The sequence below is a fragment of the Lachnospiraceae bacterium JLR.KK008 genome (assembly GCA_037015955.1).
Classification (GTDB): Bacteria; Bacillota; Clostridia; order Lachnospirales; family Lachnospiraceae; genus VSOB01.
Window position 1 is genome coordinate 2569782 of the sequence record CP143548.1, and the last position, 20652, is coordinate 2590433.

A 20652-nucleotide genomic window follows, 5' to 3' on the forward strand; every position below is an offset into this window, starting at 1 on the left:
TTAAAGAGCATTGCTAACCCTTTTCAGGAATCCCACAGCAGATCCTGAATACCTTCGCCTTAGTGATAATATAGCGGGACACTGCCAGAACGATGGCCGTATCCATGATAAAATTTCCCCCGATGATCAGAACCGGACTTTCCACATGAAGGACAGATACGAGCAGCGTGCGTGTTGCCACAAGCGCATAGGCATCAAACAGATACATCTGCAGCGACCATGTCCCGCAACTGACCAGTAACGCTCCGATCTTTCCCCTGCACATACAGGCAAGTCCGTAAAAGAATAGAAAGCCGGCAAATACACATAATACTTCCAGATACCGGTACGGCAGTTCCCACCGGCCATCCCCACCAAAGACCATCATCCCTGCAAAGCAGAGCCCCATGACGACAACGGCAGGAAACAGATACTGCTTTCGCGAAAAAACCGGCAGCAGCCTGTCCGCTTTCCTGCGCAGACCATACCCAATCAGAAAGTACCACAAATACTGACTGACCATATTCAGCAGCAGCAGATCCGTCACATATGGCTTCAACACAAAGAGCAGGACTACGAACAGAATACATAGTTTCTGCCGTCTCTGCGCCCCCTCCCTGGAAACACCGTCTGCGCTGCTCACAAGCAGCCTTTCCAGAGCCGGAAAGACCATGACGATCACAAAGAGCGTCCACAGAAACCAATCGCTTCCCCCATACAGTACAAAGTCAACGAGCGCTTCCTTCGCATTCATCCGTTCATTGACAAAGGGATTCGGTATCAGCCGCGGCAGGATGTCCAGCAGCGAAAATACGACATGGGGAATGAGAATACGTCTGCACTTGCGCAGCGCATACTGCCAATATCCGCCATGAAAGGAATAGCAAAAACCCGATACGAGAAAAAACAGCGGCATCTGCACTGTCCACAAAAATGTATGCAGTGTCTTGCACCACTGGATTTCATGAAGATTCAGCGGAAAAACGATCACGGAATGATACAGCAGAACCATCAGAATCGCCATTCCCCGCAGTATGTCCATTTCCTTCCATCGCTTTTGATCAGCCATAAGTTTACCTCGCCAGATGTTATATTTTATCATATTCCCCATTTTATTACAACTTTATCACTGTTTTTTCCTGCATTGACACTTCCTGCAAAATATAAGATAATATGCGCATGAGCTTGTAGAAAAGGATGGAACATCGATGTCAAACAAAAAATATACAAGATTGTTTTCTTTTTGTCCGTATCTGATCATTATTTTGGTTCTTTTCCTCTGTCTGTCCGTATGGCCCTGGCAGTTGATCGGGCATACTTCCTATAAAAATGTCTCCCTTGAAAAGGGTATCTTCCCCAACCTGAATCTCTCCGACGGTTCGATCCTCACCGGGCAGTTTACTCCCGCGCACAGTCGGCTGGACAGTATTTCCTTTCAGTTTCTGATCAGCGGCCGGGCGCCGGACGGTACGGTCACGCTGGAGCTGTATGACAAAGACGAAAAAAAAATCTGTTCCACCGTTCTCGAATCGGGCGACGTGATGAATTACCGCTGGGTACATTTTCCCATCGAGGACCCTGACCTGGAACTCACACCCGGCGAATCGTACACATGGCGGTTGAAAGCCCGCGACTATGAGGAGGCGTCTCTCGCCCTCTACAGCGGCAGTCCTGTCATCGGACCGGAGGAATCCGGACCGTTCTACTATAATGGAAACCCGGAGGAGAAACTGCTTCCGGCCATGACGTTCACTTACACCGACCGGGTGGACAGAGAACACTGTCTTCCCTATGATACCGCTTTCCTGCTATTCGGCCTGCTCTTACTTGCCGCATACTATAAATTTGAAAAGACAACCGAGGAAACACTATGACGATCCTACAGAAACTTTGTAAACAATCCATTCCCTATCTATTCTTCCTGCTCGCCGGCATCTTTTTCCTGCGCATGACAGATGAAAGCCGTATCCCATTGACGATCAACGCCTCAGAGATGAACCGTCTCTCCGGCTATGAGGATAACACTTATATCGGACTCACGCCCGACAGCCAGTACAGCGGTACGATGCTCGCCAGTGCCAGCTATCTGCTTGACCCCGGCGCTTATAAACTCGGTATCGCCTTTTCGACAAACGGAGAGGATGACAAACTGATCGTCTATGACAACGGAGCCGAACTTGGTTCCTGTAAACTGGACCCCGATGTGACCTATCAGGAATATGCCTTTGAACTGGAGCGTTCCTGTCTCGACTTCCGGTTTGAGATCGAATACAGCGGTACGAGTAACATTCTCATCCAGAGTGTCACCCTGATTCCGGAGGGACAGTTTTATCATGACACAGCTTTCCTGATCGTCATACTGACCATACTGACTGCAGCCTTCGCTCTCTGGCGCTGTTATTATAACAGAACCGGCAGACAGATCCGGGATCATTATGTGGCCTTCACGCTGATCGGCATCGGCTTTTTTGCCTCTCTGCCCTATCTCAATACCGGGCTTTCCTGGGCGGTGGATCTGTGCTATCACCTGATCCGCATCGAAGGCATCAAGGACGGCCTGCTGGCAGGTCAGTTTCCGGTCGTAATCTATCCGGAAGCGCTGCATGGAAACGGATACCTCAACTGTATGTATCCCAACCTGTTTCTATATCTCCCCGCCTGGCTGCGGATGAAAGGCGTCTCCATGGCGGACAGTTTTAAATGTCTTGTATTTTTATGCAACTTCGTCACTGCTTACCTCACTTATCACTGTACGAAAACGATTGGCGGTACGACAAAAGCGGCGCTCCTGGCTTCCCTTCTGTACACCTGCTGTCCTTACCGTTTCACAAATATTTACGCCCGGGGCGCGGTCGGCGAGTTTCTGGCAATGGCCTTCTTTCCGCTTGTCTTTGCCGGACTCTATCATATTTTTATCGGAGACCGGAAAAAATGGGGGTATCTCGTACTCGGGATGACGGGCCTGCTACAGACCCACATTTTAAGTGTCACACTGGCCGGGATTTTCTGTGCGGTCCTCTCCGTGATCTATCTGAAGAAGATCCTTCTTGAATCCCGGTTTCTCGAGCTGGCCAAAGCAGTGGCCGTCAGTGTGCTCATGAATGCGGGCTTCCTCGTCCCCTTTCTTGATTTTTATCAAAACGGGAATCTCTGGATGGATGCCCTTGACCTCGGCACTTACGAAGAATATACGATGAACCTCTCGGGACTGTTCGGATTGCAGCTGACCGGTGACTACTATATGCTTACACTGGGAATCCCCCTGGCCGTATGCGCGGTCATCTCGCTGGCCTATATTCTGCTCGAGCAGCAGCCCGGAGAACAGGAAGCGTATCTGCGTTATCTGTTCCTGATCGGCGCTTTCCTGATCTTCATGTCACTGAACTTCTTCCCCGGATGGAAGATGATGGCGATCCCCGCCCTGGAGATCGTACTCAAAAAGATCCAGTTCGCATGGCGGCTGCTCGGACCTGCGAGCCTCCTCTTTGCCGTTGTCGGCAGTATCTGCTGTTTCCGTTCGCAGATGCTCAGTAAATACAGCCGCATTCTCTTCGTAGCGCTGGCCGGCATCTGTCTGTTCTCCGCCACCCGCTTTAAGGGAGAGGACTTTGCCTATTCGGTCGATCAGGAATATACACATGGGCATGTGAGTAAACTGATCGGTATTCCCAAAGGCGCCAATACCGTCGTCTATCCGTTTGAGTGGCGTCCACGCCACACGATCGACGCCGAAATCACAACAGAGACGGAAATTTCAGACAGCAGTCAGGTCAATCTTCGCGATATGGAAAGGACAGGAACAACCACCACGCTCGAATATACCTGCCTTTCAAACGATCAGTATATCGAAGTGCCTGTCATCTACTATAAAGACTACGCGGCGACAGACGAGACGGGAGCCTCAGTCCCTCTGGAGAAAGGCAAGAATAACCGCATCCGTATCCTGTTGCAGGGAGACGGAAAACCGCACACCGTAACGTTGCACTATGCAGTTCCGGCCTCCTACACGGTATCGGCCTGGCTGTCCATCCTCACGGCTCTGCTCTTTGTACTCATTTACATTGTGCCCCGTCTGTGGAACCTGGACACTGTCATCAGAAAGGAAAAGAAAAATGTTAGACAAGATCGCAGTTCTGATCCCCTGCTACAATGAAGAGCAGACGATCGAGAAGGTAATCAGAGACGCCAAAACCGCTCTGCCGGAAGCCGTCATCTATGTATACGACAACAATTCGACCGACGGCACCGCCCGCATCGCCTCCGCGGCAGGCGCAGTGGTGAGAAAGGAATATCAGCAGGGTAAGGGCAATGTCATCCGGCGCATGTTTCGTGAGATCGACGCCCAGTGTTATCTGCTTATCGATGGGGACGATACTTACCCGCTCGAACATGCCGCAGATATGACCGGCAGGATTCTTGAGCGTCACGCGGATATGGTCGTGGGCGACAGACTCTCTTCCACCTACTTTTCCGAAAACAAACGACCGTTCCACAATTTCGGCAACAGTCTCGTGCGCGGGAGTATCAATTATCTGTTCCGCTCTGACATCAAAGATATTATGACCGGCTATCGTGCATTCAGTTATTCCTTTGTGAAGACATTCCCGGTCCTCTCACAGGGTTTCGAAATCGAGACAGAGATGACGATCCACGCCGTCTACAATCATATGCAGATCGAAAATGTAGTCGTCGATTACCGCGACAGACCGCAGGGAAGCGTATCCAAGCTGAACACATATTCCGACGGCTTCCGGGTACTGAAGATGATCATGCGGCTCTTTAAGACATACAAACCGCTGGCATTCTTTTCCATCATTGCCGCCTGCCTGATGCTGCTGGCCATCGGCTTCTTCCTCCCGGTCTTTATCCGTTTCCTGGAGACGCATCTTGTCTTGCAGATACCGACACTCGTCATGTGCGGTTTTGTGGCATTGGCCGCCCTCCAGTCATTCTTTGCCGGACTGATACTAAGCAATATGAGTGAAAATAACAGACGCGACTTTGAATACCAGCTCCACAGAACGGAAGATATGTTTAAGAAACTCAAAGAAGAAATGCAGAGAGAAAAGGTGGAATGAGCCGGTCTCTTCCACCATAACCAATGCAGGAAAAAAGAAACAGCAAACGATCATACGTCATTGCTGAGCAACAACGCAGACGGACTGCATTCGCCATCCAGGCTCAGGCAGCCCTTTTCCGGACTTCCCTGTCCGGAAACTGCTACTATCGGACAGGACAATGGAAAATACAAATATCCTTCGCAAATCGCAAACACGAAAATCTTTCTGTCCTTCTGCGCCGATCAGAAAATAATGAATCGTTGCCGTTCTTTTATTCCTTCTGCGTTTATCGTATCACTTCCACCGTCTCATAAACGCCGCAAACCGTACGCCGAATATGACGAGCGTCGTCATACTTGACACAAGCAATGCGACATTGATCCCGTCCATCCCCCATTGGATGATACACGGATAAGAGACACCGATCACTGCTGCTGTTCCCGCCGCCGCTCCAAGCAGCAGTCCTTTCCTGTCCCGCAGCACGGTCAGCACATTGCCCATAAACCAGATCAGCGCAATAATCCCACAACAAAACACGGTCGGCATGAGCAGATATACATACGGTCTGATCGTCTCTGTGAACACAAGCACGAGCACCCATTCACCAAGCAGAGCACACCCGCCGAGCGCAGCCGCAACCAGCGCCACTATCACTATGGTCAGCTTCCCAAACAGCGACAGAAACTTCTTTTTCTCGTTCCGCGCCACATACTCAGAAAACAGCGCCGTAAATGTCGTAAAGATATAAGAAGCAAACAGTTGAATGACCGAAGCGGGAATCGCCACGGACGCATAATATCCGAGCATTTCGCTCCCGGCGACCTTCTCCAACACATAGCGGGGAATCGGCACAACCATATTCAAACAGATCGCATAGACAAACAGCGGAAAGCATTCCTTTGTGAGCGAGAGCAGCGCTCCTTTGTCAAACCGCAGAGAAAACGAGGCGAAACGGTACGCCTGTGGAATATCGTAGAGAAAGATCACACCATAAACGGCCACCAGCATGACTGCCGTTGTCACCGCCAGATTGCCCGTGAGCTTTTCCAGTACAATAAATGACAAAAGTGTCAGAATTGCCCGCAGCAGAAACGATTTCCCGGCCACATCGAGACGCCATGCTTTCTGATCAATGCCGTGAAACACATCCACAACCGGCTCGCCGAGACGGTAGACCATAAACAGAAGCAAAAATACCGTCACATAAACGCCATAGCCATTACACAACACAAACAGCAAATAGAGCGCCAGTGCGGCTCCGGTCATTACCACCCGGTGCGTCACATAAATATCCTCGTCATATTTGCCCGAAAGATCTGACACCTGATAATTGCGGATACAGAAATAGGCAATGTTCGTAAAGATATTCGTCAGCGACAACCCCAGCGACAGATAGCCTGCCTCCGCATATCCGGCCAGATGTACGATGAGAATCGTCATCGCCCACTGAGCGCCGATAAAGCCGGTAGAACCGATCACATTCCAGAGCATGTTTTTGCGGATCGTATCGGCCGGAATATCCGCCCGGACATTTCCGCCCCCTTCCACCTTCTTTTCCAGACCGCTCTCCGTCCTATGTTTCATTGCGCACTTCCTCTTCTTTCCTGTAAACCGCTTTCAGCACAAACGGTACACCGTCATACGGCTCCGTAAAGTCGTACACTTCTCCGGTATCTTCCCGAACCCAGTGGTCGAACCGGTAGCCCTCCCATTTGGGGTCCCGCGGTTCGTGTAACGTCCTACCCTCGACGGCGTCGATCTCCGTCACATACATGACACCCTCGCCCGGATCACAGACAATCAGATCATACGTACGTCCTTCCAGCCAGATGTCACTCAGAAATTCCATCCGCAGACGCAGAAATTCCCTGATCCTCTCAATCTCCGTCTCATATTGCTGCGCAAATTCAAGTTCTTCTTCCCGCTTAAAATCTTCAAACGTATCCCAGCGCATATAGTCCATGTAGGCGCTGTCCCAGATCTCATCCCGATAGCTGTCGATCCCTTCCGCAAGCATCGACTCGACCGCAGGAATCGCCATCGTTTCAAATTCCTCGATGACCTTTTCCCGGAAACGGGGAATCTGATACAGATCATACCACCAGGAGGCGTCTTCCCGCTTTTTGGCTGCGAAGATTCCCCGCGGCTCCTGAAAGTTGACCGGACGGGTATTTTCAATAATCGGATTGCCAAGCGTCTTGTCATAATCCCACACCGGTCCCGCATATATTTTCGGCTCCGCACTGTCTGTCTGACCGGCTTCGGTCTGCCCTGCCGCCTCCCGGTAAAAATACTGGCTCGAATACATGGCGTCCAGATTTTTACCGATCTCTTCGATGAGATACTTTCTGGCAAAGCTCGTCAGATCCATAGTCCCCTCGTCAAATGTCCCCGCCCGGATACCATTTTCCATCTCCTGAAACGTATCGGCGATATAGGTAAACTGTAACGGTGTGGGCGCCGCAGGCCGTTTGACCACGACATTCTGCCCGTTCGTTGTCGTGAAATAATAGTCCGCCTCCGCCAGCCTGTCTTCATAGGGATATTCCAGTGTGATCAGAAATCCTGTCTTTTCCTGCACTGTGTCGGTATTGATGTCCACTCTGCCGTGCCCGGTCTCCACCTTCTCTGAGATCTGATAGGATCCCCGGTACTCATTATTCACATACAGGTCGACAAACATGCTGACCGGAGAATAGTCCAGCCCCAGGTCTCCGGACAGATCATACATAATGCGGTCACGAAGGAGAGACTGATCCTGCCTGTTTGCGAGCAGAATGTATTTATCCTGCGCGCCGTTTCCGAGCAGGTCCACACTCTCCTCCAGCGTCATCTGATAGGGCTTTTTATCTTCCAGAAAAGTAGCGTTACCTCTTGATTTTAACTTTTTCACTGCTCCGGCGGCGCTCACCGTCCCGTCCGCCGCGATGACCTGATACAGACCGGGTTCTCCGTTTCCCTTCTCCGCCTCGATATGGTCGAGACTGCCGGACTGCGTTGTCAGAAAGAGCGCCGGCACTTTGGAAGAATACATGACGACGACCGTAAACTGTGTATTTCCAACATGCAGCGTATGCTCACCCGCCGTGAGCGAGACAGTCTGTTCCTCATCCGCAAACGGCTCTTCGTCCCATATCTTTCCTGCCCATCCGCCGCCGATGATCTGCGCAGACGCTTTCCCGCCGCAAAAAGAGGGGAGAAACAGATATTCTTTGTTGTTATAATAATTGTGCCACAATTTCAGATTGATCTCATTTTCCTGTGCTGCCACTGCAAAAATGATGTCCTCAAAGGACACCGGCTGCTGCGACTCCCAGTGCAGGCGCAGCGACACATAAGCGGACAGTAAAAAGACCGCCGCCAGAAGTCCGACCACTTTAACTTTTGTCTTCATAAAACCGTCCCAGTTCCCTGGCGTTCTCCGCCACATCATATCCGCTGCGGGCGATCACATCCGCATAACGCTCCCGCCCTGCGGCTGCCATTGTCAACGCCTGCCGCGCCCAATTCTGCGGCGTCTCCGATAGCGGCATCGTCCGCACGAGATCGGTCAATACAACCTCATCCGTGACCGTGTCCGCCATAAGCACCGGCAGCCCTGCTGCCTGCGCCTCCACGAGCGTCACCGGCAGTCCCTCAAAAAGAGAAGGAAAGAGCATCCCATCCGCCGCCTGCATGAGCGCCGGAACATCGGTACGCATTCCCAGCAAAAAGACATGTCCTTCCAGTCCGTATGCCCTGATCTGTTCCCTGATCTTCTGCTCCAACGGCCCCGCGCCGCATAAATACAGGACCGTCCGCGGATTCAGAGCAGCGATCTCTCTCATAATACGCAGCAAAAAGGCATGATTTTTCTGCTCTTCCAGACGGCCGATATGAAGAAATACGGTCACTTCCCGCTCCCCGCCGTTTCCGCCATTTTCCGCTGTCTCTGCTTCCTCCGGTTCGCATGAAGTCAGCGTCATACCGCTCATAAGCTCCCGCCGTTTTCCGGCGCGCACCGCTGCGTCAAACCGAAAGCACTCCGGATCAATGCCGTTTAATAAAATCCGGAAATTACTTTTCCCGCAGGCCCGCTTCCCATAAAGCCATCTGCCGGCCCACGCGGAACAGGCAAACAGATAGTCCGCCTGGAACCGCAGCGGCGCCTGCATGATATTTTTTATAACCGCCGAAAATCCGCTGCCCGAGGATGTATTGTGGCTGTGGACGATCGTCACCAGCCCCGCTCTCTTTGCCTCCTGCAGGTAGAGAACGGCCGTGCTGCGCATATGTCCGTGTATGATACGATACTCCGGATGCGCCTGAAAAAACGCCCGCCACTGTCTGCGGTAGCGAAGCGCCGTGCCAGGCGTAAACCGCTCCATCGAATAGATCCTGCCGCCAAGCCGCTTCACTTCCTTCGTATAATCGCAGATTTCCTCCGTATGAATGACAAAGTCAAACTGGATGCGGCTCCTGTCCATATGACGATAGAGATTCATAATCATCGTCTCCGCCCCGCCCCGGTCCAGCCGCCCCAGCACCTGTAATATGCGAATCGGTCTCTCCCTGTCCATACCTTATTCCTCTGACGGCCTGATCGCAGTGTTCACATCATCACTGGCAAAGCCGACCTGATCGACAAGCTGGCCCCATTCATTGTCATAGACCCATATCGTAATACCGTTATCTGTCAGCAGAACATCCCTGCCGTCCCACCAGATACCGTCCGCCGTCACTTCCAATTTTTTCCGCAAAAGGATCTGTGTTCCCAGGCGTCTTTCCGTGCGCTGGTCTTCCTCCGTCAGCACGTCGTCTGGACAGATACCGTTCTCTTCCACAATGCTGAAATTCCCGGTCATCTTCTCTTCCTCCAGATTGAGCACCGTGCTCAGATATTGTTTGTAGAACTGTAATTTCTCCGTATCCCCGTGAAAGGAAAACACGACCGTATGTCCGGTGTAGGGGATGAGATTGAGATATGCGTCCAGCCCCTGCGTCCGTGTAAGCGCCTCATTGGCCCTGTCATGAGCTCTGTCACGCAGGGCAATGTCCCACGAATTCTCTCTGTCTTCGCCGCGCCGGTCCGGAAGATCATAGCGATCCTTCAAATATTGCCCCAGATACAGAGAGGCCTTGCGGGAACCGGTGCGGTTAAAATGTGACCAGTCACGGAAGTCGAGTACCGGGTCCACCTCCAGCTCATCCAGCAGATCGTAATAATTCACAAAAGGCAGATCATACTGCCGGGCCAGCTCCTCCACCTGCTCCGTATCGGTGATCGTCCAGCCCATATTCGGTCCCTTGAACAAAAATAATTCAATCCCGTTCTCGCGGCACAGAGCAACGATCTTTGCCAGCGCCTCTTTGTTTTCATCCGGAATGGTTTCTCCCGAGCTTCCATAATAGGCAGAAAAATCAAGCGGATTGTCCGTGATCTTGTCCGGCGTATAGGCTCCCTTCGTGTAATTGACACCACTTTTGTCAAAGTCTTCTAATGTCAGTTCCTTCCAGCGGTCCTTATACTGAAGGATCGGCAGCATCTGCATGGCGTACATTTCCCTGTTCGACTCCAGCATCTGATATAGCTGCGTCATCTTATCGACAGAAAACCTCAGGTCTGTCATCGCATAAGTCCATACTTCCAGATCATCAGGATCAGCCTTTTTCACGATGCCGACGACTTCCAGTCCGATCACTTTCGGTTTCTGATACCGCAGCACTTCCTTCAGATACAGATATTCCGAGACAAACGGCTGCGCCGAGCAACCAAAGTCATAGGAAGCAATCCCATATTCTTCATATAAAACAAGCGGGTCTGCCGTGCAGAACATCTGGCTGCTTCCAAGAAACACGACATCAATGTCATTTTCCTTCTCCGCATAAAATCCTCTTACGACATCACTGCCCCTGTGCTCCGTGCTCTTGATGAGCAATTTCTGTATGCCAGACAAAAGGAGGAAAAGAATCGCCAGAAATACGATGACCTTTCCACCGCTCAATATGATGTTCCCTCTGTTTTCTTTCATATCCCTGCGCTCCCGTTAAACAGTGCCAAATTGATCGGAAATCCTTCACCGGCCATATCTCTCCGGCTGTTTTTCGCAGATACCAAGCCCTGACCACGCTGTCAGAACCCGGCATAAATAAAGTTTGACGTGTCATAGGACGCTCCATAGCAGCCGAGCACCAAAACACTGAAAAACAATCCATACCAGACTGCCCAGCGGACGACAAGCGGTCTCTCGTCCAGCCAGTCCCGAACATCGCCGTCCTCCCGCTTGCGGGAAACATGAGAAATCGCCCCCAGAAGAAGCAGGCCCGCTGCCGTCACCGCCAGCTCCTTCTTACCAAGCCCGAGAGAAAACAGCCCGCTTCCGAGGATTCCCGCATTCCAGCGCAAAACTCCATTTCGCAGCAGGTAACATGCCTGTTTCAGACTATCAGCCCGGAAAAAGATCATGCCTGTGGCAAAACAGAGAAACGTGCGTATCCGCTGAATGATAATCCACCACCAGGCATCTTTATTGATATGGAAAAAAGCCAGTCCCTTCTTCCATACCGGCTCCATCATCTGGCTGCCGACAATCAGAAACCAAAACCAGAAGCCCTCGCCGATCACATATTTCCAGTCGTTGCCATGCCACACGCCCATGGCCGTCCAGAGCACAAATAAGCCGGCCCAGGTAGGAATCCGCTTCCCGAGACTTTTACCCCAACGCTTTTTGATCTTACTGCCCATCCGATACCAGGTCTCAGTCTTCAGCACCGGATACATTATATAGTCTTTCAGCCATGTGCCGAGCGTAATATGCCATCTCTGCCAGAATTCCTGTATTGTGCGCGCCGAGAATGGCTGCCGGAAATTCTCCGGCAAAACGACGCCAAAACATTCCGACGTGCCGAGCACAATGTCCATACAGCCCGCAAAGTCGGTATATAACTGCAAAATAAAAGCAAAAGCCGCCGCCCAGACATAGAACCCGGAATATGTATCCGGATCTCCGTACACCGTATTCACGATCACCGCCAGCCGTTCGGAGAGGACGAGCTTCTGGAAAAATCCCCACAGCACTCTCTGGATGCCGTGCAGCACTCTTATCCCCTGAAACCGCGCGCCCGCATACAGCGTCTGTGACAGCTCTCCATACCGGCTGATCGGTCCCGATACCATCTGCGGAAAATAACAGCCAAAAAGCAACACCTTGCCGATATTTCTTTCCGCCTGGCATTTCCCCCAGTAACAGTCAAGCAGATACCCTGTGATCTGCAGCGTATAAAAGCTGATACCGAGTGAGGCTGTAAACCGGAAATAAGGTGTCTCTGTCAGCCCGCCGGACAAATGATATACAAAAAAGACAGGCTGCAGAAAAAGATTCAGATATTTCAGTACCGCCAAAATACCAAAATTGACGGTCAGTACGGCCGTCAGCCAGATTCTTTTCTCTTTCTCCGCCCGGCTGCACTGACCGGAATCCCTGTTTTCCGTATCTGCCAGCCGCCCATCAATGACCGCAAAGCGTATGGTCGCCCAATAAACCGTACCCACACTGACAAGCAGATAGATGATCGTGACAGGCGCTGCACTGATCAGATAAAAGAGCAGGCTCCCCGTCAGCAGCACATACCAGCGCGCTTTCCCGGGGACCCCGTAATAGATCAGCAGCAAGACAAAACAAAACGCCAGAAAATAGATCGATGTTACACTCATTGTTTTACTCCGCTTATTTTCCTCCGTTGATCACCAGATTCTGTCCGGTGATACAGCCCGCAGACTCCGATAATAGATAGGAAAAAGCCGGAATGACATCATCCACTGTCAGATTCCTGCCAAGAGGACTGCCCGCCGCGTTCTGCTCGATCACCAGCTCCGGGATGTCTTTTAAAAACTTCGTCTCCATCATCTCCGGCGACACCGCATTTACCGTAATTCCCTTGTCGGCATATTCCACCGACAGCGACCGCATCAACCCGAGAAGGGCATATTTGACCGTGACATAAGGACTCAGAAACTTCGGCGGTCTTCCATCCACATAGGAAGTCAGCATAAATATAATCCTTCCATGCTTCTGTTTGACCATATCCGGAAGAAACGCCTGTAAAATATGGACCGGCGCTTCCAGAGAAGTGTCCAGCCCGGCCCCAAAGTCGTCCCAGCCACACTTGATAAACTTCACGTTCCGGCATCGCGGCGCACTGAAATGCACGATATGATCAGGCTTCCAGCCTTTTTCCCTGATATAGTCGACCATATGCACCGCACTGTCTTTCTCGGAAAAATCCGCCTGCAGCAGTACGAGCTTTTTCCCCAGCCTGCGGCTAAGCGCCGTCAGCTTTTCGTTCATATGACAATAATGTCCGAGTATCGTATCGTATCTGTCAGCCACCGCTTCCATCAGCGCACAGCCAATATCCGAGGAGGCTCCCAATAATAAAAGTGTTTTACCGCTTTCCATTCAACACACCTACTTTCATTGTTCCACGAACGACCTTGTCCCCATCCTGATTGATGATCTCCACCTTTAACACGACAAAGGAAAAGGTGTCATTCTTTTCTTTCACCGTTCCTTTCACTGTCAGACGGTCTCCGGGAAACACCGCTCTGGCAAACTTCACGTCCGTCTCCAGGATCAGGCTGTTCTCCCCCGGCAGATAGACGCCGGCCAGTGTTGAAAGAAAGGAAGCCGTCAGCATCCCGTACGTCACCTGCCCCGGATACCCCATCGCTCTGGCAAATGTCTCATCGCAGTGCAGCGGATTATCATCCCCCGTAATCCGGCGGAATGCCTCCATCATTTCCGGCTCCACCACTGTCTCGAAAGACTCTGTCATCCCCACCGACAACTCTTCATAGGAATAGTGATTCATATTAAATTCTCTCCAAAATAATATCTACCATGGCGCCGACATGTTCCATTGTCGTCGCCTCTCCCATCGTAAATTTCATCCCGAACTTTTTCTCTATGGCCACGATCAGATTGATATGCTCCAGGCTGTCCCAGTCCTCAATATCGTCCGCCGTTGTTGTTTCCCCTACCGTAATCTCCTCGTCGTCAAAAATATCGCGAAACACTTCGTTTACCCCTGCAAACACTTCTTCTCTTGTCATTTTATCGTCCTCCCTTTTCACCTTCCGTATCTACATAGCTGCGAAACACAATCATTTATGAAATTTCATTCACTACACCTAGTGTGAGACTGATCGTTTCCTTAATGGCAAAAGCACGAAAGTCAGACACGCCGGACATTTCGATGAGCCTGTAAGTGCAAAAACCATGTTCAGCGAAGACTTCCATGGTTTTTCAGTCTCATCTCCATGGCGGTCAGATGCCTTTCTTTGCTTTTGCCATAAGGAAACGATTTTGGCACAAACGGTGGAATTTATATGAAATCTCAACTCATCTGCACTTACGCAGTCGTCTGTCCCGTATCCACCTCAATCACCTTATTCTGTCGTTTATATTCTGAGACGGCGAGCTGCCATTTCGTATTTCCCTGCCCGTCCTCTTCCACTTTAGTAAATCCCCGCTGGCCATAGAACTCTTTCACCATACCGTTTTTGGCCGTCGGATAGTAAAATCCGCAGATCGTGCGCACGTCTCTCTCCTGTGCCTGTGCCACAAGAGTGTCCATCATCGCGCATTCCATGTCCCGTTTCAATACCCGGCAGCTCATGAGCCACAGTTCAATCAGCAGCGCCTCTCCTTCCAGTCTGCCGATCACCACAGAGACGACGCCATTGTCACCGAACCGGTCCTCCAGCCTGCCATACAGCGTGATACGGGATTCATCTGCGGCAGCCGCCTCAATCTCCGACTGCGAATAGCGTTTCGTCGTCAGGTTAAACTGATTGCTCTTATTTGTAAGCTGGGCGATCCGCGCCATATAGACCGGCGCAAAAGGCCTGATCTGTGCCTTCATCTCCAGGGATAGCAGATAATCCTCATAGGTGGCAAACGATGCCTGCAGAGCCGCCCGTTTTGCATTTTCCTGATACATCTCGTTACGTTTCAGATCGTCGTTCGATATATCGGTCGCCTCAAAAAATCCGCTTCGGTCCAGTATTTTCACATAATGTTCCACCGTACCGATCTCCGGTACGGCCACACCCGGCAGCTGCGCCCCGACGATCGCCCGCTCTGCCGGGTTGTCGTCCACAAATACGAGACTCTCCGGCAATAACTGCAACTTTTCGGCGATTCTGGCTAGATTCCGGTCTTTTGGCTCCCAGTTGGCCATGATCTCGATGAAATCCTCTTTTCTCAGCACACTCTGAGGGTGCGCCAGACCGGCTACGGCATTCTCATAATCGTTTTTGGAATCGATATTCAGGAGAACGCCAAGCTGTGTCTGTTCCTTCAGATAGCGCTGAAACTCCTGATAGACCTGTCCCATCGAAGTCTCCTGCCCGATCTCGATCCTGTCGACACCATCGTCGCCGATCACACCGCCCCACAGCGTATTATCGAGATCGAGGACATACCCTTTTTTATTTTTGCCGGACAGAGACTTGATCATCCTGGCCAGACTGAATGCAAAATCAGGAATCGCTGGCACACAGCAGCAGTATTTGTACATATGCCAGTAAAACGGATCGGACCACTGTTCCAGTCCGTAACTGGCGGACAGATAATTGATGTCGTGAATATAAAACTTTTCATGGCTGCGGGCGTACTCTGCAAACAGCAGGTTCAGCCTCGTGATATAGTTGACTTTGCCATGAATATCGCTGGCTTCCTTATTGCCGAGAAGACGGTAGTAAGGATATTCGAAATTGTTCTGAATGACGGCGCAGTGAAATTTCTCCCGAATACTCTCCCACATGGCGGTATACTTCCCGACTTCCTGCTCCAGCATCTCCTCCACCCGCTCCTGCGAATCGGCCAGTGCCGGAAAGCGGCTGATATTGCGTCCGGACGTATGCAGATAGACAATGTCAGGCGCAAACGCGGTCAGCGCTTCCCCCGGAAACATTGCCTCCTCGTAATACTGATCGTATTCCGATTCATAAAACTCAGGCGCTATCCCATAATTCAGCAAAAAGAGCTCCAGCATTGCCCTAATGTCATTGGTCGTGGAGCCGCCTAGCATGGCGATCTTTCTCACGATCCTGCTGCTGCCGTCCTCCAGCAGCTCTTTTCTGATTCTCTTTTTCTTCTTCAGCAAATATTGTCCGTCAAACGGATATTCCAGACATTTCATCGTCGTTCTTCTTCCTCACTGTCTTGTAACCGTCACCGTTCCTACGATTCCTCACAGCCTCATCATCCCGGCGTTTCTTCACGGCCTCGTGACCGTCACCGGCTCGGCGCCAAGCTCCTCATACCAGTATTTCTCTCCGTTTTGGAGCTGCAGGGTAACTTGACGGTCGCCCTGCCAGTCGAATTGTAGCGGCATATCATAATACGCTCCCGGCGCCAGATTGCCCCACAGGTTTGTCCCGATGTCGTCCCGCTCCTTACAGCCGATCCGCACCTCGTCATACTTTGTGTTGATCAGACTCTCTCCCGTATTTTTCACACGGATCGTCACATAGCAGGTGTCTCCCTCTTCCTCCTGGGAGAGCAGTTCATACTCCACCCGCCCTTTCATATCTTCCGGCATCCGGGAATAATAATAGAGCGGCGTCTCATGTTCATTCATGACAATCTCCAGATTCCCCGCCGCCGCTGCCGCGTCGAGCAGCGGGTCGATCCTCTCTGCCGGCGCATGGGAAGCCAGAATATAACACCTGTCTTCCTGCAGAACTTTGTCAATATCTCCCTGCGCATCTTCCTTGTTCAGCGTATCTGTCGCCCAGATGATATTGTCCTGTGCGACATTGCCGATACGCTCCGTATCATAACCGATCTTATACTTTGTCACCGGAATGCTCTGGTAATAGACATATACCATTTCCCCCTCCGTCACATGTTCCTGCAGATAAGCGATAACCGGATTGGCTTCTTCTCCGGCCTGATAGACATTCTCACTGTGCCGGTACACCAGAATCCCATTGTTCGTGAGCAGCAATGTAAACATCAGAAACACCGCCGTCAACTCCGCTTTCCTGCTGCTGACAGCCATCTTATCTATGGCATAAAAGGCAAGGATCGTAAAAATCGGAAAGGAAAAACACCAGAGCCTGTCCGCGATCGGAAACATATGAATAGAGGACGCGAACAAAGATACCAGAAAGCCGAGAAAGATAACGACACTGTACCGGTTCTTCTCCCAGAACATTCCGATCGCAAAGGCTGCCAGGACAAAGGCAATCATAAAGATGCGGGCTTCCCGGAATGTGATAAATATCTCATAGACCATCGCCTGCGCCTGCCGCAGATCTTCGATGCTCCTGGGGATGAGCGGAAAGCTGGCATTATCCCAATAGCTCTGCATACTGCCGCTGAGCGCGATTCCCCGCAGCCAGTAAACATAATAGATGACAAAACTGATGCCGATACCGATGCCGGTGACAATACTGTTCTTCACCCTTGTTTTATCTTTTGCCAGTATACCGGTCACAAATTCGTACAGGAGCACACCGCCCACAAAAAAGCAGACCGGATTGGCGCCCCAGATAAAGACCATAAAGCCAAGCATCATCTTCCACCACGCAAGGCCCTTCTCCTTATACCGATAATAGAGAACGAGGACGAGCAGCACCCAGATACATTCGGAGAGATACTGCTTGAATTCATTGGAATACTTTAAAATAAAGTTCATATTGGCAAGGAACGCCGAGACAAGAAGCGGATATTTGATCCGGAACAATTCCCTGGCCACATACCCGCTCAGAAACAGCACGGCAACATAGGCAATAATCGAGAAGCTGCGCAGCACGAATTCCGTGTTGCCGAAGATACAGGTGAGCAGCTTTACACAATACAGATAAAGGACCGGCGCACTCTGATCCCACTCGAAGACTCCGCTAGTCAGACCGAACAAAGACCGCTTGCTGAAGGAAAAAGCCAGCATCGCCTCATCCAGCCAGAGTGTCCGGCCTACACAGTTCATAAAAATGCTCACACCGATACCGGCCGCAATGATACACAGGCCAATCACATCCGCCGCCTTTTTGATATTATTTTCTTTTTTCCAGTTGTTCCAACATTGCTTCATAAACACTCCGTCCGCTGACGCCGCTCTCCCGCCGTCTCTGTAGTCATTCCCACTGTCATGCAAAGAAATACAAATTTTATTTCCGGACAATAAATTCAGTATATCAAATCTGGAAAATCATGTAAACTCTATCGTTGTTTTATTTTATAAAGTATGATAGCATTATATCGTTAATGGGCATACTGTTATCGTTTCCAAACAGAAGTGTTTCTACGACAAAGGATGGATAAAATTTATGAAGATCTGTTTTGTACTTCCCCATTTCTACCCGTATGTAGGCGGCGGGGAACGTATTTTTTATGATATGGTAAAAGGTCTCCTCGAAAGAGGCCACCAAATCCGTGTGCTCGCAAGAAATGTCGGCGATGAGTACATGGGCCATAAAACAGTGGAGGGTATGGAAGTCTGGTATTTCCCATGGAAGTCGTTGTTTGGCCATCCGCTCATTCCCGCCAGAGATATTGAAAAGCATATCCGCTGGTGTGATGTGGTGCACGCTTCCATTTTCACTCCGGCCTTTCCTTCGAGCCGTCTGGCCCGAAAATATCACAAACCCTCCGTGCTGACCGTACACGAAGTCCGTGGTCCCAAATGGTTCTGGGCCGAAGACTGGGTCCACGCCAGCGGCTTCTGGCTGTATGAACAGTTTGTCTGCCGCCAGCCTTTCGATGTATATCACGCGGTATCCAGAGCGACCAAACGAGATATTCTGAAGTACTGCGGAAAAAATAAAAATGTCGTCTGTGTCTATAACGCAGTCAATGAGATGGACACTTCCGTCGCCGAGAAATCCTCATTAGATTTAAGAACTTATTTCCGCCTCGGGCAGAAGGAACGCATCTTTTTATACTATGGCAGACCCGGGCAGACGAAAGGCATCTATGTCTATCAGGAGGCAATCCGCGCCTTACAGACCCGGAATGTCGATCTGGAACAGATCCGCTTCTGCTTTATTCTCGGGGCAGAACCGGTGAAACTGCGCCGGAAATTCATCGACTCCATTCACAAATATGGCCTGGATGACAAAGTGCTGATCCGTGATTCCCTCCCGAGGGAAGATCTGTGCCGCTGCATATTACAGGCTGACTATGTTGTCGTCCCCTCCATCACCGAGGGATTCGGACTCAGCGCATTGGAAGCCTGCCAGATGGGAAAGAAGATCATCTCCAGCACCGGAGGTGCACTGCCCGAAGTCGTCTATGGGGATTGTCTCTTTTTTGAGAACCGAAACAGTGAAGCGCTGGCAGACCGATTGCAGAGTGTTATTGAAAAAGGTGACGCTGCCTTCGACCACATCCCGCCGCGCAGCTTTCCTTATGACAAGATGGTCGATGGCATCGAACGGATCTATCAAAAATTATTGCGCAGAAAAAAGGACAAGCCATGAAACGTGTGATCATTACCATGCCTGTATATAACGGAGAAGCCTATTTGCCCGCCCTGTTAGACAGCATTGCGGCTCAGACCTATCCCGCCCTCAGACTCTATGTGCGGGACGACGGTTCCACGGACGCTTCCGTCCGCATTCTGCGGGATTACCAGCGCAGTTTTCCGGAGGGCAAAGAACTCATTCTGATCAATGATCTCGATCACGACATGTGCAACAAAGGACCGCATGAGAATTTCCACCACATTTTCCGCACACTGGAGAACTATGCACAGGACGATGCCGACTGTTATTTTTTCTGCGACCAGGATGATGTCTGGGCACCGGAAAAGATAACCCGCGCCGTCAGACAGATGGACCGCTATCCTGCGGACACCCCGGTTCTCTATATTCATAACTATTATGTATGCGACGGTGAGCTGAATGTACAGCACACGCTGCCGGGCAGGCCTTCCGTCAGCCCACAGCAGATGAAAGAAATCAGTCTGGCAAAAGTCATTATGACAGGCACCTGGGCTGGCATGGGCATGGCACAGGGATTTAACCTGGCTTTGAAAAAACTGGCGTTTGACAGCGGTCCCCTCACCCCCTCGGTAGCAGTCGACTGCTGGATCTCCTGGGTCGTCGCCGGAATGAACGGCGCGCTCATCTACGACAGAAAACCGCTCGCGCATTACAGGCGGCACACCGGCACATTCAGCTCCGGCAACGCCGGCGGTCTGAAACGTTACCATGACTGGTATCGGCATATGAACCGCCATTGCGCCAATATTGTCAACGGCATTCACGATTATCATCTGCTCTACGCCGACCAGATGACGCCCCCGCGCAGACAATTTCTGGAACTGTACGACAGTAAACAAAACCTTCGCAAATGCTGTTATCCCCGGCGTCTCCGCGACAGCCTGGTGGCAGAGCTGGCACTGCGAGTACTGGCGCTGATTGGGAAAATATAAGAGATACGGGCTGCCAATGGTCTAAGTCATGGAGAATGACACACTTATGCCTGTCCTCTACATTTTAGATACTGGTATCAGAAAAATGTACCCCAACATAACACTTTGTTTTTTCAATCTTCTGTTCTACGCAGGGCAATGTCTTCCCTGTGGCGTTGGTCTGAATGTTATCGCTCATGTTCCTCCT

The 20652-nt window shown here is 51.0% G+C and carries 16 protein-coding genes; 5 read left to right on the plus strand and 11 right to left on the minus strand.

Translation table 11 applies throughout. The features are described from left to right. Positions 1–13: 13 nt before the first annotated feature. Complete coding sequence (locus V1224_12840; protein WWR15348.1) at positions 14–1048, minus strand: acyltransferase; 1035 nt, start codon at positions 1046–1048, stop codon at positions 14–16. 139 nt (positions 1049–1187) lie between these two features. On the opposite strand from V1224_12840, the gene V1224_12845 reads away from it, so the two are divergent. From V1224_12845 to V1224_12855, 3 genes are read left to right on the plus strand one after another with little or no spacing between them, the layout of a single operon-like run. Continuing rightward, positions 1188–1853, plus strand: a complete 666-nt coding sequence (locus V1224_12845; GenBank protein ID WWR15349.1) for a hypothetical protein — start codon at positions 1188–1190, stop codon at positions 1851–1853. Then, complete coding sequence (locus V1224_12850) at positions 1850–4132, plus strand: hypothetical protein (protein WWR15350.1); 2283 nt, start codon at positions 1850–1852, stop codon at positions 4130–4132. The genes V1224_12845 and V1224_12850 overlap by 4 nt, the downstream gene beginning before the upstream one ends. Beyond that, positions 4092–5057 (plus strand): glycosyltransferase family 2 protein, encoded by a 966-nt coding sequence (locus tag V1224_12855; protein WWR15351.1) that lies wholly within the window; start codon positions 4092–4094, stop codon positions 5055–5057. The genes V1224_12850 and V1224_12855 overlap by 41 nt, the downstream gene beginning before the upstream one ends. 276 nt (positions 5058–5333) lie before the next feature. On the opposite strand, the gene V1224_12860 is transcribed toward V1224_12855, so the two are convergent. From V1224_12860 to V1224_12905, 10 genes are all read right to left on the minus strand, one after another. After that, a complete protein-coding gene (locus tag V1224_12860) occupies positions 5334–6623 on the minus strand; it encodes a lipopolysaccharide biosynthesis protein (GenBank protein ID WWR15352.1) in 1290 nt (429 codons plus the stop codon). Further along, the gene (locus V1224_12865; GenBank protein WWR15353.1) at positions 6613–8433 is read right to left on the minus strand and encodes a CotH kinase family protein; all 1821 of its coding nucleotides are present in this window, start codon (positions 8431–8433) and stop codon (positions 6613–6615) included. Before V1224_12865 ends, V1224_12860 begins: the two co-directional genes overlap by 11 nt. Then, positions 8417–9598 carry a glycosyltransferase family 1 protein gene (locus V1224_12870; protein WWR15354.1) on the minus strand — a complete coding sequence of 394 codons (1182 nt, stop codon included), beginning with the start codon at positions 9596–9598 and terminating at the stop codon, positions 8417–8419. Before V1224_12870 ends, V1224_12865 begins: the two co-directional genes overlap by 17 nt. A 3-nt stretch (positions 9599–9601) precedes the next feature. Continuing rightward, entirely contained in the window at positions 9602–11050 is a 1449-nt protein-coding gene (locus V1224_12875; GenBank protein WWR15355.1) for a hypothetical protein, read from the minus strand. Between the two features lie 101 nt (positions 11051–11151). Beyond that, positions 11152–12732, minus strand: a complete 1581-nt coding sequence (locus V1224_12880) for an MBOAT family O-acyltransferase (GenBank protein ID WWR15356.1) — start codon at positions 12730–12732, stop codon at positions 11152–11154. A 13-nt stretch (positions 12733–12745) separates the two neighbouring features. Further along, positions 12746–13477, minus strand: a complete 732-nt coding sequence (locus V1224_12885) for an SDR family oxidoreductase (protein WWR15357.1) — start codon at positions 13475–13477, stop codon at positions 12746–12748. Continuing rightward, on the minus strand, positions 13464–13889 hold the full coding sequence (locus V1224_12890; GenBank protein WWR15358.1) for a MaoC family dehydratase: 426 nt from the start codon (positions 13887–13889) through the stop codon (positions 13464–13466). The genes V1224_12885 and V1224_12890 overlap by 14 nt, the downstream gene beginning before the upstream one ends. Position 13890: 1 nt before the next feature. Then, the gene (locus V1224_12895) at positions 13891–14130 is read right to left on the minus strand and encodes an acyl carrier protein (GenBank protein WWR15359.1); all 240 of its coding nucleotides are present in this window, start codon (positions 14128–14130) and stop codon (positions 13891–13893) included. 299 nt (positions 14131–14429) lie between these two features. Next, positions 14430–16223, minus strand: coding sequence for an HAD-IIIC family phosphatase (locus V1224_12900; protein WWR15360.1), 1794 nt, complete (start codon positions 16221–16223; stop codon positions 14430–14432). A 78-nt stretch (positions 16224–16301) separates the two neighbouring features. Beyond that, positions 16302–18122, minus strand: coding sequence for a hypothetical protein (locus tag V1224_12905; GenBank protein ID WWR15361.1), 1821 nt, complete (start codon positions 18120–18122; stop codon positions 16302–16304). 235 nt (positions 18123–18357) lie between these two features. On the opposite strand from V1224_12905, the gene V1224_12910 reads away from it, so the two are divergent. Both V1224_12910 and V1224_12915 read left to right on the plus strand, forming a co-directional pair. Continuing rightward, positions 18358–19509 (plus strand): glycosyltransferase family 4 protein, encoded by a 1152-nt coding sequence (locus tag V1224_12910; GenBank protein ID WWR15362.1) that lies wholly within the window; start codon positions 18358–18360, stop codon positions 19507–19509. Continuing rightward, complete coding sequence (locus V1224_12915) at positions 19506–20465, plus strand: glycosyltransferase (protein WWR15363.1); 960 nt, start codon at positions 19506–19508, stop codon at positions 20463–20465. Before V1224_12910 ends, V1224_12915 begins: the two co-directional genes overlap by 4 nt. Positions 20466–20652: the final 187 nt, after the last annotated feature.

What these genes read in the sequence shown, in the direction of transcription:
- V1224_12840 (WWR15348.1), bottom strand. Translation starts at nt 1,048, where the DNA reads ATGGCTGATCAAAAGCGATGGAAGGAAATGGACATACTGCGGGGAATG.
- V1224_12845 (WWR15349.1), top strand. Translation starts at nt 1,188, where the DNA reads ATGTCAAACAAAAAATATACAAGATTGTTTTCTTTTTGTCCGTATCTG.
- V1224_12850 (WWR15350.1), top strand. Translation starts at nt 1,850, where the DNA reads ATGACGATCCTACAGAAACTTTGTAAACAATCCATTCCCTATCTATTC.
- V1224_12855 (WWR15351.1), top strand. Translation starts at nt 4,092, where the DNA reads ATGTTAGACAAGATCGCAGTTCTGATCCCCTGCTACAATGAAGAGCAG.
- V1224_12860 (WWR15352.1), bottom strand. Translation starts at nt 6,623, where the DNA reads ATGAAACATAGGACGGAGAGCGGTCTGGAAAAGAAGGTGGAAGGGGGC.
- V1224_12865 (WWR15353.1), bottom strand. Translation starts at nt 8,433, where the DNA reads ATGAAGACAAAAGTTAAAGTGGTCGGACTTCTGGCGGCGGTCTTTTTA.
- V1224_12870 (WWR15354.1), bottom strand. Translation starts at nt 9,598, where the DNA reads ATGGACAGGGAGAGACCGATTCGCATATTACAGGTGCTGGGGCGGCTG.
- V1224_12875 (WWR15355.1), bottom strand. Translation starts at nt 11,050, where the DNA reads ATGAAAGAAAACAGAGGGAACATCATATTGAGCGGTGGAAAGGTCATC.
- V1224_12880 (WWR15356.1), bottom strand. Translation starts at nt 12,732, where the DNA reads ATGAGTGTAACATCGATCTATTTTCTGGCGTTTTGTTTTGTCTTGCTG.
- V1224_12885 (WWR15357.1), bottom strand. Translation starts at nt 13,477, where the DNA reads ATGGAAAGCGGTAAAACACTTTTATTATTGGGAGCCTCCTCGGATATT.
- V1224_12890 (WWR15358.1), bottom strand. Translation starts at nt 13,889, where the DNA reads ATGAATCACTATTCCTATGAAGAGTTGTCGGTGGGGATGACAGAGTCT.
- V1224_12895 (WWR15359.1), bottom strand. Translation starts at nt 14,130, where the DNA reads ATGACAAGAGAAGAAGTGTTTGCAGGGGTAAACGAAGTGTTTCGCGAT.
- V1224_12900 (WWR15360.1), bottom strand. Translation starts at nt 16,223, where the DNA reads ATGAAATGTCTGGAATATCCGTTTGACGGACAATATTTGCTGAAGAAG.
- V1224_12905 (WWR15361.1), bottom strand. Translation starts at nt 18,122, where the DNA reads ATGAAGCAATGTTGGAACAACTGGAAAAAAGAAAATAATATCAAAAAG.
- V1224_12910 (WWR15362.1), top strand. Translation starts at nt 18,358, where the DNA reads ATGAAGATCTGTTTTGTACTTCCCCATTTCTACCCGTATGTAGGCGGC.
- V1224_12915 (WWR15363.1), top strand. Translation starts at nt 19,506, where the DNA reads ATGAAACGTGTGATCATTACCATGCCTGTATATAACGGAGAAGCCTAT.